Genomic DNA, 14,954 nt, shown 5'->3' with positions numbered 1-14,954 from the left:
CCGACGCGCTCAGACGACTGCACGTAGGAGATCCGGCGCTGCTCGCCGTACCAGGCCCGCGTGCGGTCCTCCAGCGCCTTGTTGTAGACGAGGCGGACGCAGCCGAACGTGCGGGACAGCTCGGCTGCCTGTTCGTCGGTGGGGTGGAAGCGGTACTTGAATGCCCGCTTGACCTGCTGCGTCACGTGTCACGCCGTATCAGGTTCCGTGTGAGCGGCGGGTGTCGGTCGGTGGACCGCGCACGCCGGTCCGCCCTGGCGGCGAACCGGTTTTCCCTGCCCCGCTCCGCAGGAGCTTCGTTTCCTCCCCCGGCCAAAGCCGGCGGTATCCACGAAGGAGAGCCCCGATGAAACACAAACCGCTCTTACTGCCCGTCGTGGCGGCGATGCTTCTCGTCCTGTCAGCCGCCGGCACCTCGTTCGGCAGAAGCGCCGCCGCACCCCCGTCGGCCACCGCCGCCGCAGGGTCGACGGCCGGCTGCGGCAAAGCCCCGGCCCTGACGAGTGGCAACCACACCATCCAGAGCGGCGGACAGACCCGTAGCTACATCCTCCGGATCCCCGCCGGCTACGACAACAACCACCCCTACCGGCTGATCTTCGGCTTCCACTGGCGCGGCGGCACGGCGGGCGACGTCGACTCCGGCGGAACCGACGGATACAACTGGTCCTACTACGGCCTGCGGCGCCTCGCGGACAACGCGAACAACAGCACGATCTTCGTCGCCCCTCAGGGCATCGGCAACGGCTGGGCCAATTCCGGCGGTCAGGACGTGGCCTTCGTCGACGCGATGGTCAGCCAGATCGAAGCAGGCCTGTGTGTCGACACCACCCAGGTGTTCTCCGCGGGCTTCAGTTACGGCGGTGCGATGTCCTACGCCCTCGCCTGTGCACGGGCGAGCGTCTTCCGCGCGGTCGCGGTCTACTCCGGCGCGAACCTGAGCGGCTGCAACGGCGGCAACCAGCCCATCGCCTACATGGGTCTGCACGGCCTTAGGGACAACGTGCTGCCCATCCAGTCGGGACGGGACCTGCGCGACACCTTCGTCCGGACGAACGGCTGCACCCCGCAGAACCCGCCCGAACCGGCCTACGGAAGCCTGACCCACATCATCACCACGTACTCCGGATGCCGGTCCGGCTACCCCGTCGTGTGGGCGGCCTTCGACGGAGCGGGCCACGACCCCGGCCCCATAGACGGTTCCACCGGTGACGGCTGGCGCACCTGGACGTCGGCAGCGGTGTGGCAGTTCTTCACCCAGTTCGGCTCCAGCACACCACCGCCACCGCCTCCGCCGTCCGGCAGCCAGGAGATCGTCGGCCAGCAGTCGGGGCGCTGCCTCGACATCAACAACTCCACCACCGCCAACGGCACCCAGGCACAGCTGTGGGACTGCAACGGCGGCTCCAACCAGCGGTGGACCCATACCGCCGCCGAGCAACTGATGGTCTACGGCAACAAGTGCCTGGGCGTGGGCCAGTCCGCGGGCAGCGGCACCCCGGCCGCGATCTGGGACTGCAGCGGGCAGGCGGACCAGCAGTGGAACGTCAATGCGGACGGCACGATCACAGCGGCACAGTCGGGACTGTGCCTGGACGCCAGCGGCCAGGCAACCGGCAACGGGACGAAGGTCCAGCTGTGGACCTGCACGGGCGGCGCGAACCAGCACTGGCACCTGCAGAACTGACAGAAGCGGCCGGGCACGGCACAAGCCGGCCCGGCCCCTTTTTTTCGCGCCGTGCGCCGGCAGGCCCGGCCCTGAGGACGACGGCTGCGGCGTCGATGCTCGGGCGCTGCAACCACTGGGGTGTCACCCTGGTGCGAGCGCGGCCGGGCTCGGGTTTCCTGTGGACATGCCGGGTCAGCACACCCACAGAAGAGAGGCCCAGCCATGACCGTCCCGCTTCCCGTGGTCTTCGTCCACGGCCTCTGGCTGCACAGCACCTCCTGGCAACCCTGGATCGACCTGTTCCGCGCGGAGGGCTACGACCCCTCCGCGCCCGGGTGGCCCGGCGACCCCGACACCGTGGAGGAGGCCCGCCAGAACCCCGAGAGCGTCGCCGGCTACGGCATCGACGACGTCGTGGAGCACTACGCGGCCCTGATCGAGACCCTGCCCGCGCGGCCCATCCTGATCGGTCACTCCTTCGGCGGGATGATCGCGCAGAAGCTGCTCGGCCAGGACCGTGCCGCGGCGGCCGTCGCGATTGACGCCGCGCAGATCAAGGGCGTTCTGCCGCTGCCGCTGTCCGCGCTCAAGGCGACGTTCCCGGTCTTCAGGAACCCGGCCAACAAGCGCCGGTCGGTCTCCCTGACCCCGGAGCAGTTCCGGTTCGCCTTCGGCAACGCTGTCCCGGACGAGGAATCGGCGGCCCTGTACGAGCGCTGGACCATTCCCGCGCCGGGCAAGCCGCTCTACGAGGCCGCCTCCGCCAACTTCAACCCCCACTCGCCCGCGAAGGTCGACACGGAGAACAGCGGACGCGGCCCGCTGCTGCTCATCTCCGGCGGCAAGGATCACACCGTGCCCGAGGTCGTCACCCGGGCCACCCTCAAGCAGTACCGGCACTCCGAGGCCGTCACCGACATCATCAACTTCCCCGACCGCGGGCACTCCCTGACGATCGACGGCGGCTGGCGCGAGGTCGCGGACGCGGTTCTGAACTGGCTGCGGAAGCAGAGCCTGGGGAGCGGACGATGACGTCGACCTCCCGGGGCACCACGAACCCCGGTGCCGACGCGGGCGTGGCCGGTCGGACCGTGGTGGTCACCGGCGCCGGGCGCGGCATCGGGCTGGCCGTCGTCGAGGCCTTCCTCGCGGCCGGCTCCCGCGTGGTCGCCGGATCGAGGGAACGTACCGAAGCCCTCGACGCTCTCGTGAAGCAGGGCGTCGAACTCACCGTCGTGGAAGTCGACCTCGCCACCCCCGACGGACCGGCCGCGCTGGTCGCCGAAGCCGTAGCGGTCCACGGCGGGGTCGACGTCCTGGTGAACAACGTCGGCGCGGTACGGCCGCGCATCGACGGCTTCCTGGCCGTGACGGACGAGGACTGGGAGTGGACGTTGACGGTCAACCTCATGGCCGCCGTCCGCACCACCCGGGCCGCCCTGCCACACCTGCTCGCCACCGGCGCGGGACGTATCGTCACCGTCTCCTCGGTCAACGCCAGACTGCCGGACCCGCTGGTCATCGACTACGGCGCCGCCAAGGCGGCGTTGACCAACTTCTGCAAGGCCCTGTCCAAGGAGGTGGGACCGCGCGGCGTGCGGGTGAACACCATCGGCCCCGGCCCGGTGGAGACGGCGCTGTGGCAGGGCGCGGACGGGGTCGCCGCCACCGTCGGCGAGTCCCGGGGCGTGGACCCCCGTGAGGTGGCGCGCGGCGCGGCGGACCAGTCGGTGACCGGCCGTTTCACCCGTCCGGCAGAGGTGGCCGATCTCGTCCTCTACCTCGCCGGTCCGGCGGCGGCGAACATCACCGGCGCCGACTTCGTCATCGACGGTGGGCTCGTCGAGTCCCTCTGACCCGCCGTCACGGGACTGCCGTCAGCGACATCGCCGCTCCTCGCCCAACCCCCACCTCCACCTCCACTGGAGTGACCAGTGAGATTTCGCCTGCCCCGATCCCGCCGCCTGGCGGCCGGGGTCATCGCCCTGGCCGTCGGCCTCGGCACGACCACCCTCACGTCCGCGGCCTCCGCCAAGCCGGCACCGTCGGCCGGTGAACGAATCCCCGCCGGCTTCAGCGAGCACAAGACCCGCGTCGCCGGAACCGGCATCAACTACGTGATCGGCGGCCACGGACCGACTCTGGTCCTGATCCACGGCTATCCCCAGACGTGGTACGAGTGGCACGGCGTCATGCCCGCGCTCGCCCGGCACTACACCGTCATCGCCCCGGACCTGCCCGGCGCGGGCCACAGCGACGCCCCGGCGTCCGGCTACGACAAGAAGACCATGGCCGCCAAGCTGCACGCACTGCTGGTGTCGCTGGGTAAGGACCACGAGGTGAACGTCGTCGGCCACGACATCGGCACGATGGTCGCCTACTCCTACGCAGCGCAGTTCCCGCACAGTGTCAGGAAACTCGTCCTCAGCGAAGCCCCCATCCCGGACCAGGACATCTACCAGCACCCGGCGCTGACGGCCCAGGGCCCCGGCGCATGGCACTTCGGCTTCTTCTCCCTGCGAACCGGCCTCCCGGAGAACCTGATCCAGGGCCGTGAGCTGGCCTGGACGACCGGCTTCATGCGCGGCATCGCCGTACACAAGGACGCCCTGACCCCGGACGACCTCAAGGTCTTCGCCTCCTACCTCCGCGACCGCGCGCGCCTCGAAGCGAGCTTCGCGTGGTTCAGGACCTTCCCGCAGGACATCGCCGACGACGCGCGGTTCCAGAAGAAGCCCCTGACCATGCCGGTGCTCGCGATCGGCGCCTCCGCCAGCCTCGGTACGTCCGTCGCGCAACAGGTACGCCGGTACGCCACCCATGTCACCCCGGCTGTCGTCCCCGACTCCGGCCACTGGATCTACGAGGAGCACCCGCAAGAGATGACCCACATACTGCTGCATTTCCTGGGGGAGCACCGATGACGTCAGGAGCGCAAGTGACGCGTTTCTTCCCGACCTTCGCGCCCACGGCCGAACGCGAACCCTTCTGGTTCCTCGGCGGCCAGGCCAGGATCCTGCTTCCCGGCACCGCGACCGACAACCGGCTCAGTCTGATGGAGTTCGCCGACCCGGTCGGCCACGCACCGCCGCACCACGTCCACGAGGACGAGGAGGAGGTCTGGTTCGTCCTCGACGGCGAGGTGACGTTCTTCGTCGGTGACCAGCGCCACGACCTGGTCCCTGGCCAGGTCGCCCACGGACCGCGCGGCATCCCGCACAGCTACCTGGTGCGCTCGCCGGAAGGGGCGCGGATCGCGGTGCTGTTCAGCCCGGCCTGCATCGAGGAGTACTTCAGGGCCAACGGCACCCCCGTCGCCGAAGCGGGAGACCTGCCGCCGGAGTTCGATCTCGCCGCGGTCGTGGCCTCCGCCGAGGCATTCCACCTGCGGGTCACCGGACCGCCGCCGTCCCTCTGACTGAGACCGCCCCGCAAAAGCAGGAAAGACGAGGAGAACAGCCATGACAGGCAACGAACCCGTCCGACCCCGCCAGGGCGACAAACGCCGAAGAAGACGGATGCTCACGACGCTGGCCGTCGGAACGCTGCTCGCGGTCCCGGCGCTGTCCGCCGCCACACCCGGCGCCTCACCCGCCGGCACGGCGTCCACGGCGAACGCCACGAAGGCGTCGGCGGCACCGAACTCGCCCAAGCCGACCGTGGTCCTGGTCCACGGTGCCTTCGCGGACTCCTCGAGCTGGGACGCGGTCACAGCACGGCTCCAGCGCCAGGGCTACCCCGTCATCGGCGTCGCGAACCCCCTCCGTGGCCTGGCTGACGACTCTGCCTACGTCTCCAGCGTCCTGGACACCATTCCGGGGCCGGTCGTCCTGGTCGGCCACTCCTACGGAGGCGCCGTCATCACCGACGCGGCGGTCGGCCACCCCCAGGTCAAGGCGCTGGTCTACATCGCCGCGTTCGCTCCCGACCAGGGCGAGTCCGGCCTGGAGATCCTCGGAAAGTACCCGGGCAGCAAGCTCCCGCCGGCGCTGACGGTCCGGCCGTTCCCGGGCGGGCAGGACGCCTACGTCAACCCTGCGGACTTCCGGCAGGTCTTCGCCGCCGACGTACCGGCCGGCAGGACCCGTCTGATGGCGGCCGGGCAACGGCCGGTGGCGCTGGCCGCCCTCGAACAACCCAGCAGCGCCCCGGCCTGGAAGAGCATTCCTTCCTGGTTCCTGGTCGCGGGCGCCGACCGCGCCATCCCTCCCGCCGCAGAACAGGCGATGGCTCTGCGCGCGGGTTCGCACACCGAGGTGATCCGCACCGCCTCGCACGCCGTCCTCGTCTCACACCCCGGCGCCACCGCACACATCATCGAAACCGCTGCCCGCGCCACCTCCTGACCCGGCATCAACGCTCTGTTCCAGCAATCCCCGAAGGGAAGCCGACATGCCCTACGTCACGGTCGGACAAGAGAACTCCACAGACATCGAGCTGTACTACGAGGACCACGGCAGCGGACAACCCGTCGTCCTGATCCACGGCTACCCGCTCGACGGCCACTCCTGGGAGAAGCAGCTGCCTGCCCTGCTCGACGCCGGACACCGGGTCATCACCTACGACCGGCGCGGCTTCGGCCGGTCGTCGCAGCCGACCACGGGCTACGACTACGACACCTTCGCCGCCGACCTCGACGCCCTTCTGACCCGGCTGGACCTCACCGACGCGGTACTCGTCGGATTTTCCATGGGGACCGGAGAAGTCGGCCGCTATCTCGGCACGTACGGCTCGCAGCGCATCGCCAAGGCCGCCTTCCTGGCCTCCCTCGAACCCTTCCTGCTCAAGACCGACGACAACCCCGGCGGCGTCGACCAGTCCGTCTTCGACGGAATCCTGCAGGCGGTCACGAAGGACCGCTACGCCTACTTCACCGGTTTCTACGAGGCCTTCTACAACCTCGACGAGACGCTCGGCAGCCGCATCAGCGAAGAGGCCGTACGGGCCGGCTGGAACGTGGCAGCGGGTGCGTCGGCGTACGCGTCGGTGGCCTGCGTGCCCACCTGGCTCACCGACTTCCGTGCCGATGTCGCCAAGATCGACGTACCGACGTTGATACTGCACGGCACGGGAGACCGGATCCTGCCGGTCGACGCCACCGGGCGGGCCTTCCACGCGCTGCTGCCCTCGGCCCAGTACGTCGAGATCGAGGCCGCCCCACACGGCCTGCTGTGGACGCACGCCGAGGAGGTGAACGTCGCGCTGCTGGCCTTCCTGAGCAAGTGACACCGTGTCAGTCGACGGCGGTCGCCGGGCCAGGATCGCCGATCGCGCCGGGGATGTGCTTGCGGGAGGTGATGCCGAGCTTGCGGAACACCTTGCTCAGATGGAACTCGACCGTCGAGGCGGTGACGAACAGCGTCGTCGCGATCTCCCCGTTGGTCAGTCCGGAGGCTGCCATGGACGCCACCTGCCGTTCCCTCGGTGTGAGATCGAACCGGGTCTCCTCCGACCGCCTGCGGGCCGTCGCCCCGGTGGCGAGCAGTTCGAGCCGGGCCCGCTCGGCGTACGGCACGGCGCCGAAGGTGTCGAAGCTCTCGTACGCGGCACGCAACTGCGTCCTGGCCTCGGAGCGCCGCTTGCGGCGACGGAGCCACTCGCCGAACAGCAGCCGCGCGCGGGCCTGTTCCAGAGCCAGCGGACTCTGCTGCAGCAGTTCGACCGACTCCTCGTAGAACTTCCCGGCGTCGTCGCCGTCGGCCGTCAGCGCCCGGCCGACGGCCAGACTGCCCAGTGCCCACGGGGTGGCGGCGAGCGGGGCGCGTTCCTCCAGCCGGGCCAGGACCGCGTTCGCGCCGGCTCGGTCGCCGGAACGGACACAGGCCTCGACGAGCAGCGGCAGGACGAGGTTGCCGCAGGCCGGGGGGTCTTCCTCGAAGACCGTTCGGGCGTGCTTCGCCGCCTGCCGGTAGCGGCCCTGCCCCAGCGCGGACAGGGTCAGTGCGTGCTGCGCCAGGAGTTGGAGCACGCCGTGGCCCATGCTCCTCATCCCCGCGGCCCGCCGGACCGCCGCGCGCAGTTCGGCCTCGTGGCCGGTCAGGGCGAACAGGTGGAGCCGGTTGATGTCTCCGCCACCGAGGAAGCCGGTGGCGGCGGCGATGTCGTCGAACTCGGCGTAGCGGACCTCCGCCTGCGTGAACCGTCCGTCCAAGAGGTCGTAGCGCGCCTGGACGAGCAGCGTGATGCTCAGCGCGAACAGCGCGCCGGTGTCGCGGTCGGCCGCCGCGAGGCGATCGGCGAGTTCGCGCCCGGCCTGGACCTCCCACAGATCGTCGCAGGCCATGGAGAGCATCACCGCGAAGGGGCTGTTCGCGTCACCGATCCCGCCCTCGCGTCGTAGTGAGTCGAGGGCGGCGCGCAGCGCGGGCGCGCCGCGTTCGTAGCCCTCGGCCATGCGACGGGCCAGAGCCTCCATCAGAAGATCGCGGCCGCCCCCGGTGGAGTGCGGGGTGCGCTGCCGGGCGGTGAGGGCGGCGGCCGCGACCTCGGTCGGCGACGTGCCCTGCGCACAGTCGTGGGCTACCAGGACGGCGTGCAGCGCCTCGCAGAGCAGTTCCCAGGTCAGCCCCGGGTCTTGCGGGCCCAGCCTGGCCACGGCGTCCAGGAGCATCGCGGGCACGTCGGCGACGGCGATCTGGAACATCTGTGCTGTCGCTCGTGTGCGCAGCTCGCGGGTGCGCAGCACCGGGCCACGGATGTCGGCCCCGGCGAGGTCCAGGGCGGTGTGTGCCGCGGGCGCGTCACCGGACATCAGATGCGCCTGTGCCGCGTCGAGGAGTCGTTCGGCGCGTTTGTCCGGGTCCTTGGTGAGGTCCGCGGCGCGGGAGAGAAACAGTGCTTGCTGGGAGTATCCGCCGCGGGAGCGGGCCCGCTCGGAGGCGGCTTCCAGGTCGTCGGCGACGCCGTCGTCCGTTCCCTCCGTGGCTTCGGCCCGGTGCCAGGCGCGGCGGTCGGCGTCGCGTACGGGGTCGCAGGCGGCGGCCAGTGCCGCGTGTGCCCGGCGCAGCTCGCCCGGTTCGGCTCCGGAGTGCAGCGTCGAGCGGATCAGGGGATGGCGGAAGGCTGTCGGCGTGTCCCGGCCGAGGATTCCGGCGGCGATCGCGGGCTGGACGGCGCGGGCCGACAGCCCCAGACGCCCGGCGGCCCGCCACATCATCCCCGTGTCGTCCGAAGGGGCCGTGGCGAGCAGGAGCAACAAGGTGGCGGTCTCGGGCGGCATGGTTTGGACCAGGCGTCGGAAATGGCCCTCGACAAGGCTGCTCACGGGCAGCGGATCGGGCAACGGGGCGACACCGGCCAGTTGTTCGGCGGCGAGGGCGTCGGTCAACTCCAGCAGGGCGAGCGGATTCCCGCCGGTACCGGCGACGATCCGCTCGGCCACCGCCGAGTCCACCCGCCGGGTGGCGAAGGAGAGCAGGATCCTGGCCTCCGGCTCCGGCAGACCGGTCACGGCGTGCCCGCCCAGCGAGTCGAACAGGCTGGTGTCCCCGAGTCCGTCCCGGAGGGCGATGATCATGCCCAGGGAGTCGGCATGCAGCCGCCGAGCGGTGAACGCCAGCGCCTCGGCCGATTCCCGGTCCACCCACTGCGCGTCGTCGAGCAGGAACAACAGCGGCTGGTCGGCGGCGGCCTCGGACAGCAGTGTCAGCGTGGCGAGCCCGACCAGGTAGCGGTCCGCGGGCGGCCCTGGGACCAGTCCCAGGGCCGCATCGAGCGCGGTCCGCTGCGGTCCGGGCAGCCGGTCCGTCCGGTTCAGGAAGGGCCGCAGCAAGCGGTGCAGTGTGCCGAAGCCGAGACCGGTCTCGGACTCGACCGCGGTCAGGCGGACCACGCGAAGTTCCGCGGCCTGCTCCGCGGCGTACTCCAGCAGCCGGGTCTTGCCGATCCCGGGTTCGCCGGTCAGGACCAGGACTCCGCTGAGGCCGTCGCGCACGGCGGCGAGAAGCCGGCCGATGGCTTCCCGTTCGGCCCGGCGGCCGACCATCGGCGGCCCGGGTGCACGGTGGACGCCGTTCCACGCCATGGGACCGATCCCCTCGTCGATGTTCTGACGTGGGGAAACGCTACGAGCGCCGTGCCGGCGGAAGCGAGCGTCATGTGACGGTCGTCAGCGCAGTGCGCTGACCACCGTGCGCAGCTCGGCACGCGAGACCACGCCCAGCTTGGGGAAGATCCGGTGCAGATGCGAGCTGACGGTGCGGTGCGAGAGATACAGCCGCTGGCCTATCTCGCGGTTGGTCAGGCCGTCGGCGGCGAGCTGGACGATCTGCAGTTCGTGGGCGGTCAGCCGGTCCCGGGCGTCGGGGGCCCGACGGCGGCTGGTCTCGCCCGAGGCGCGCAGTTCACGGCGGGCCCTCTCCCCCCAGGGGATCGCACCGAGGGCGTCGAACATGTCGCGCGCGGCCCGGAGATGGTCGCGGGACTCCACACTGCGCCGTCGGCGCCGGAGCCATTCGCCGTAGGCCAGGTGGGTACGGGCTCTGATCAGCGGCCAGGCGCCGAGGTCGGCGCTCAGCGCGCCCGTGAAGAGCGGATCGGCGTCCTCGTCGGCGGCCAGCAGCGCCCGGACCAGGCGCAGTTCGGCGTGGAGTACCGGCGCGGAGGTCACCGTGGCGATCTCCTCCAGCTCCGTCACGACCGGCAGTACGGCCTCCAGCCGCCCGCAGTGCGTCGCCGCGTCGACGAGGTCACCCACGGCGGTCAGTCGCAGGGCGACCTGGAACGCGGGATCGGCCGGATCGTGGAGCCGGCGCAGATGACCGAAGGCCTCCTCGAATCGTCCCGCTCCCGCCGCGGCCAGCCCGCGTGCCATCGATGCGGTGGCCAGCACCGGACGTGCCCCGGCCGGCAGCCCGATGCCCTCCGCCTCCTCGGCCAGCTCCAGGGCGGCATCCACCTCACCGCGCAGTGCGGCCAGCTTGGCCGCGGTGGCGGTCATCAACGCGTACATCATCGTCTGGCTGGTCTCGCGCGCCAGCCGCCGTGACTCCTCGGTCGCGGCGATCGCCGCGCCGAGATCGCCGACCACGAGCGCGCTCCACGCGTCCGCACCCACCGTCCGGGCCAGCAGGCCCAGACGTCCCTGGGCGCGCAGGGGCGCACCGCCCGCCGCGGAGAACGCCCGCGCCAGGTCGAAGCCGCCGACGAGGAGTGAGGCGGTACTGAGCATGCGGTAGGAGCGGCCGTCGTCGCCCTCCTTCAGGGCGATGTGCCGGGCCCGGTCCAGGACGAAGGTGCCGCGGTCGACCGGGGCGGCGTAGGCGCAGATGGCCAGGCGCCACGGATCGAGTTCATCGAGCTCCAGCCGCTCCACCGCCTGCAGGACCGCTCGGCGGCCCTCCGGCCCCGGGTCGGACCAGAAGCACAGCTGCGCGGCGCTCCACAGGATCCGCAGCGCCAGCGCCCGGTCCTCCACGGCCATCTCCTCGGCGAGCGCCGTCAGTGAGTTGGCTCCCGAGGCGTGACTGTGCAGTCCCTCGTCGAAGCTGCCGCGCAGCCAGACGACCGTGGCGTGCTGCCGCCGCGACAGCGGCCCGGTGAGAGCCTGGTCCAGCAGCCGGGTCACCGTCTCGGGCCGGCCGAGTTCGACGGCGAAGTCGGCGGCACGCAGCAGCCGTTCCGCCCGGCGGTCGGCGTCCTCGCTGAGCACGGCGGCCTGTTCGAGGGCCGTGACGGCCGCCGCGATGCCGCCACGGTGCGCCGCGCGGTGTGCGGTGTCCTCCAACGCCGCGGCGACGGCTTCGTCCGGGTCGTGGGCAGCGGCGGCCCGATGACGCAGCTGGCGGTCGGGATGCTCGTCGAGTACGGCGGCGAGGGCGGCGTGCGCGGCGTGGCGGACGCCGGTGGGCATGGTCTGGTGGATCGCCGACCGCATCAGCGGATGCCCGAACGACAGCTCCGTACCGACGACTTGGACGAGCCGAGCCCGTACGGCAGGGTCGAGCTCCGCGGTTCCGGCCGTGACGCCGGTCAACTGCCGGGTCGCGCGGTAGATCTCGGGGAGTGACGAGCTGTCGTTGAGGGCCGCGATCCGCAGCAGACTGCGGGTGATGTCGGGCAGGGTCTCCAGACGGTGGGTGAAGGCCCGCTCCAGCCGCTCGGTGAGCGGTAGTTGCGACAGGTGCGGATCGGCCAGCGCGCCGAGGGTCCGGGAGAGCTCGGTCAGGGCCAAGGGGTTGCCTGCCGCCTCGGCCAGCAGCCGCCGATGCGCGCTCGGCCGCAGCTTCGGGGCGCGGTCCGCCAGCAGCTCCCGGGACTGCCCGTCCGTGAGCGGTCCCAGGGGCAGGGAGGTGAGTTCGTCGGAGTCCAGCCGCGACCGGTAACCCTCCCGTGCGGCTCCCACGATGACCACCGCCTCCGTACCGATCCTTCGCGCCACGAAGGCCAGGACGCTGGCGGTGGCGTCGTCGAGCCACTGGACGTCGTCGACGAGAACCAGCACGGGCACGAGCGCGGCCGCGTCGGCCAGGAGATTGAGAACCGCCAGACCGACCAGGAAGACGTCGGGAACACCGGCCTCGGCGTGCCCGAGAGCGGTGTCCAGGGCCTGTTGGTGCGGTGCGGACAGCTCGGCGGCCGAGGCGGCCAGCGGACGCAGGACGAGCTGCAGACCGGCATAGGGGATGTCGCTCTCGGCTTCGACACCGCTGGTGCGCAGCACACGGTAGCCGAGCCCCTCGGCGAGGTGGGCGGCCTCGGCGAGCAGCGCCGTCTTTCCGATACCGGGCGCCCCGCGGACCAGCACCGCGTCCTTGTGGCTCCGCGGCTCGGCCAACAGCCGACGCAACAGGTCCAGCTGGTCGTCCCGACCGATGAGCTCCACGTTCCCCCCATCAGACCGGGTCGCCGGACGCGGTCTGTTTGAAAGGTCAGACTACTGCGCCGCGTCCGTGGACCTGAACGAAAAGCCAGGCCGCGACGGCCTGGCCCCCACCCCCCAAAGGCCCGTCCTCCCAGGACACGAGCCGGTACGGGACATTCGTCAGCCGAGCCTGTGCAGCACGTCGGCGACGGCGGCCCGGTACGTCCTCAGCGCCCGCAGCCCCGCGGTATGGCGGTCACGGTGTCCGGCGATGTCCGCGGTCTGTTTCCGCGCCCGCACGGCGTGCCAGAGTTCGGCCGCGTGATGGCGGCGCTTGCAGGCGGCGTCCGCGGTGGCGGTGGCCCGCGCCGTATGCCGGGTGTTGCAGGCGCGGGTCGCGCTTGCCGGCCTTGTCGACCTGGATCTCCCGGGTCTGGGCGCAGGCGGGCGGCATGACCTGGCGGAGGGTGGCCAGGGTGCGGGCGGCGTCCTCGGCGACGGTGGTGCCGGTGTTCGCGGTCTGCAGGATCTGGTCGGGTCCCTGTCGGCGGACCCCACGATTGAGTGCGTTCACCGGCATGCTGCCGGGGTCCGCAATCCCGCGACAAAGGGTCCCCGCCGGTCGGGTGGAGTGGCGGCGCACCTCGATCCCCCGAACGGCCTGCCAGGGCGCGACAGGCACCGGGGGAGGGGCTCCCATGGAAGACATGTCCCGACCCAACGGCGCACACCCGCGCTCACTTCGCTCCGCCGCGGCCCTGGGCCTGGTCGCGGCCCTGGCCGTCGGCTGCACCGCGGCCGATGCCGACACCACCGTCGCGGGCCGTGCGGCCGTCGGGACGTCGCCGCTGCCCACCGTTCCACCCGCCCAGCCGCCGGCACAGCTCACCCGGGTCAAGGTCGAGACCGCGGTGAACCGGCTGGACGCGGTCGTACGGGACGCCATGCACCGCACCGGTGTGCCCGGAATCGCCGTGGGTGTGGTGTACGACGACAAGGTGATGTACCTGAAGGGGTTCGGCGTGCGGAAGGTGGGCACGAAGGACCAGGTCGGAGCGGACACGGTCTTCCAGCTCGCCTCGGTCTCCAAGCCCCTTGCCTCCACCGTGGTGGCCGCGGCCGTGGGCGAGAAGACCGTGGGATGGGACGACCCGGTCGTCAAGTACACCCCCGGTTTTGCGTTGAAGGACCCGTGGGTCAGTCGCCATGTCACGCTGGCCGACCTCTTCTCGCATCGCAGCGGACTGCCCGACCACGCCGGCGACATCCTGGAGGACCTCGGCTACGACCGCTCGTACATCCTGGACCACCTGCGCTACGAACCCCTGGCCCCCTTCCGCGCCCACTACGCGTACACCAACTTCGGGCTGACCGAAGCCGCCGTCGCCGCCGCGCGGGCGGCGGGGACGAACTGGGAGAAGCTGTCCGCCGACAAGGTGTACCGGCCGCTGGGGATGGACTCCACCAGTTCTTCGTTCGCCGACTACGAGAAGGCGGGCAACAAGGCCTCCCTGCACGTGAAGACGGGGAGCACCTGGCGCGCCGCGTACGTACGTGACCCGGACGCCCAGAGCCCGGCGGGCGGTGCCAGCTCCACGGTCCGGGACATGACGAAGTGGCTGCGGCTGCAATTGGGCAACGGCAAGTTCGAGGGGCGGCAGGTCGTCGACGCCGCCGCTCTGGAGGAGACGCACGTGCCGCACATGGTCTCCGAGCCGCCGCACTCGCCCGCTGGCAGGACCGGGTTCTACGGGCTCGGCTGGAACGTGAGCTACGACGACCAGGGCAGGCTGAAGCTCGGCCACTCCGGCGGCTTCGCGCTGGGGGCGGCCACCAACGTCGCCCTGCTGCCCTCGGAAAAGCTCGGCATCGTCGTCCTGACCAACGGTGAGCCGATCGGTGTGCCGGAGGCGATCTCCGCCACGTTCCTCGACACCGCGCAGACCGGCGGGCCGACCGTCGACTGGCTGAAGTTCCTCGGGCCGATCTTCCAGCAGACCCTGCAGGGGGAACGCTCGGAGGTCGACTACAGCAAGCCCCCTGCCTCGCCCGCACCCGCCAAGGCGAACAGCGCCTACACCGGAACGTACGCCAACGAGTACTACGGCCCGTTGACCGTCAGCGCCCAGGGGAACGAACTCACCATGCAGATCGGGCCCAAGAAGCAACGGTTCGTCCTGGTCCACTACAACGGTGACATGTTCAGCTACCGCACCACCGGCGAAATGGCCGTCGGCCTGACCGGCGTGACCTTCACCGTCGGCTCCGGCGGACGCGCCGACAAGGTGCGGGTCGAGAACCTCGACACGAGCGGTCTCGGCACCTTCACGAGGAACGACTAGCTGTTCTGTCTCGGGAGGTTGTGGACGGGGCGCAGGAGGCCGTGTGGCCTGCATCCGCGCCAGCAAGGTTCCGGCAAGGTTCCGACAAGGCTCGCTGCCCATTGTCGTCCTGTGCACCGAGGCGACCACGCCTGCCACAGGC

Annotated in this window: 11 protein-coding genes and 1 pseudogene; 8 read left to right on the top strand and 4 right to left on the bottom strand. The window is 71.1% G+C overall.

Annotated elements, in window-relative coordinates; translation table 11 throughout:
• Positions 1 to 11: 11 nt before the first annotated feature.
• Positions 12 to 185 (bottom strand): annotated as a pseudogene (locus ABZ453_RS07385) (helix-turn-helix domain-containing protein); the annotation flags it as partial.
• Positions 186 to 346: 161 nt separating this feature from the next.
• Here ABZ453_RS07385 and ABZ453_RS07380 point away from each other — a divergent pair.
• The 7 genes from ABZ453_RS07380 (at position 347) to ABZ453_RS07350 (ending at position 6,895) form a co-directional block, all read left to right on the top strand.
• A complete protein-coding gene (locus tag ABZ453_RS07380) occupies positions 347 to 1,687 on the top strand; it encodes a ricin-type beta-trefoil lectin domain protein (RefSeq protein WP_359012460.1) in 1,341 nt (446 codons plus the stop codon).
• A gap of 204 nt (positions 1,688 to 1,891) precedes the next feature.
• A complete protein-coding gene (locus tag ABZ453_RS07375; protein WP_359012458.1) occupies positions 1,892 to 2,701 on the top strand; it encodes an alpha/beta hydrolase in 810 nt (269 codons plus the stop codon).
• A complete protein-coding gene (locus ABZ453_RS07370; RefSeq protein WP_359012456.1) occupies positions 2,698 to 3,525 on the top strand; it encodes an SDR family oxidoreductase in 828 nt (275 codons plus the stop codon). The genes ABZ453_RS07375 and ABZ453_RS07370 overlap by 4 nt, the downstream gene beginning before the upstream one ends.
• Positions 3,526 to 3,603: 78 nt before the next feature.
• Positions 3,604 to 4,593, top strand: coding sequence for an alpha/beta hydrolase (locus ABZ453_RS07365; protein WP_359012454.1), 990 nt, complete (start codon positions 3,604 to 3,606; stop codon positions 4,591 to 4,593).
• 14 nt (positions 4,594 to 4,607) lie between these two features.
• Positions 4,608 to 5,087: a cupin domain-containing protein gene (locus ABZ453_RS07360; protein ID WP_359012452.1), complete on the top strand. Its 480-nt coding sequence runs from the start codon at positions 4,608 to 4,610 to the stop codon at positions 5,085 to 5,087.
• A gap of 43 nt (positions 5,088 to 5,130) precedes the next feature.
• The gene (locus tag ABZ453_RS07355) at positions 5,131 to 6,015 is read left to right on the top strand and encodes an alpha/beta hydrolase (protein ID WP_359012450.1); all 885 of its coding nucleotides are present in this window, start codon (positions 5,131 to 5,133) and stop codon (positions 6,013 to 6,015) included.
• 46 nt (positions 6,016 to 6,061) lie between these two features.
• The gene (locus ABZ453_RS07350; RefSeq protein ID WP_359012448.1) at positions 6,062 to 6,895 is read left to right on the top strand and encodes an alpha/beta hydrolase; all 834 of its coding nucleotides are present in this window, start codon (positions 6,062 to 6,064) and stop codon (positions 6,893 to 6,895) included.
• 7 nt (positions 6,896 to 6,902) lie between these two features.
• Here ABZ453_RS07350 and ABZ453_RS07345 read toward each other — a convergent pair whose 3' ends face one another.
• From ABZ453_RS07345 to ABZ453_RS07335, 3 genes are all read right to left on the bottom strand, one after another.
• Positions 6,903 to 9,692, bottom strand: a complete 2,790-nt coding sequence (locus tag ABZ453_RS07345; RefSeq protein WP_359012446.1) for an AAA family ATPase — start codon at positions 9,690 to 9,692, stop codon at positions 6,903 to 6,905.
• An 84-nt stretch (positions 9,693 to 9,776) separates the two neighbouring features.
• Positions 9,777 to 12,491, bottom strand: a complete 2,715-nt coding sequence (locus ABZ453_RS07340; protein WP_359012445.1) for an AAA family ATPase — start codon at positions 12,489 to 12,491, stop codon at positions 9,777 to 9,779.
• Positions 12,492 to 12,726: 235 nt separating this feature from the next.
• Complete coding sequence (locus ABZ453_RS07335) at positions 12,727 to 13,050, bottom strand: hypothetical protein (protein WP_359012443.1); 324 nt, start codon at positions 13,048 to 13,050, stop codon at positions 12,727 to 12,729.
• Between the two features lie 118 nt (positions 13,051 to 13,168).
• Here ABZ453_RS07335 and ABZ453_RS07330 point away from each other — a divergent pair, with 118 nt between their 5' ends.
• On the top strand, positions 13,169 to 14,812 hold the full coding sequence (locus tag ABZ453_RS07330) for a serine hydrolase (RefSeq protein WP_359012441.1): 1,644 nt from the start codon (positions 13,169 to 13,171) through the stop codon (positions 14,810 to 14,812).
• The last annotated feature ends 142 nt before the right edge of the window (positions 14,813 to 14,954 follow it).

This window comes from Streptomyces sp. NPDC005799, from assembly GCF_040630525.1.
In the GTDB taxonomy this organism is placed as follows: domain Bacteria; phylum Actinomycetota; class Actinomycetes; order Streptomycetales; family Streptomycetaceae; genus Streptomyces; species Streptomyces griseorubiginosus_B.
This window is presented reverse-complemented; position numbering and strand designations above follow the sequence as displayed.

What these genes read in the sequence shown, in the direction of transcription:
- ABZ453_RS07380 (WP_359012460.1), top strand. Translation starts at nt 347, where the DNA reads ATGAAACACAAACCGCTCTTACTGCCCGTCGTGGCGGCGATGCTTCTC.
- ABZ453_RS07375 (WP_359012458.1), top strand. Translation starts at nt 1,892, where the DNA reads ATGACCGTCCCGCTTCCCGTGGTCTTCGTCCACGGCCTCTGGCTGCAC.
- ABZ453_RS07370 (WP_359012456.1), top strand. Translation starts at nt 2,698, where the DNA reads ATGACGTCGACCTCCCGGGGCACCACGAACCCCGGTGCCGACGCGGGC.
- ABZ453_RS07355 (WP_359012450.1), top strand. Translation starts at nt 5,131, where the DNA reads ATGACAGGCAACGAACCCGTCCGACCCCGCCAGGGCGACAAACGCCGA.
- ABZ453_RS07350 (WP_359012448.1), top strand. Translation starts at nt 6,062, where the DNA reads ATGCCCTACGTCACGGTCGGACAAGAGAACTCCACAGACATCGAGCTG.
- ABZ453_RS07345 (WP_359012446.1), bottom strand. Translation starts at nt 9,692, where the DNA reads ATGGCGTGGAACGGCGTCCACCGTGCACCCGGGCCGCCGATGGTCGGC.
- ABZ453_RS07335 (WP_359012443.1), bottom strand. Translation starts at nt 13,050, where the DNA reads ATGCCGGTGAACGCACTCAATCGTGGGGTCCGCCGACAGGGACCCGAC.
- ABZ453_RS07330 (WP_359012441.1), top strand. Translation starts at nt 13,169, where the DNA reads ATGGAAGACATGTCCCGACCCAACGGCGCACACCCGCGCTCACTTCGC.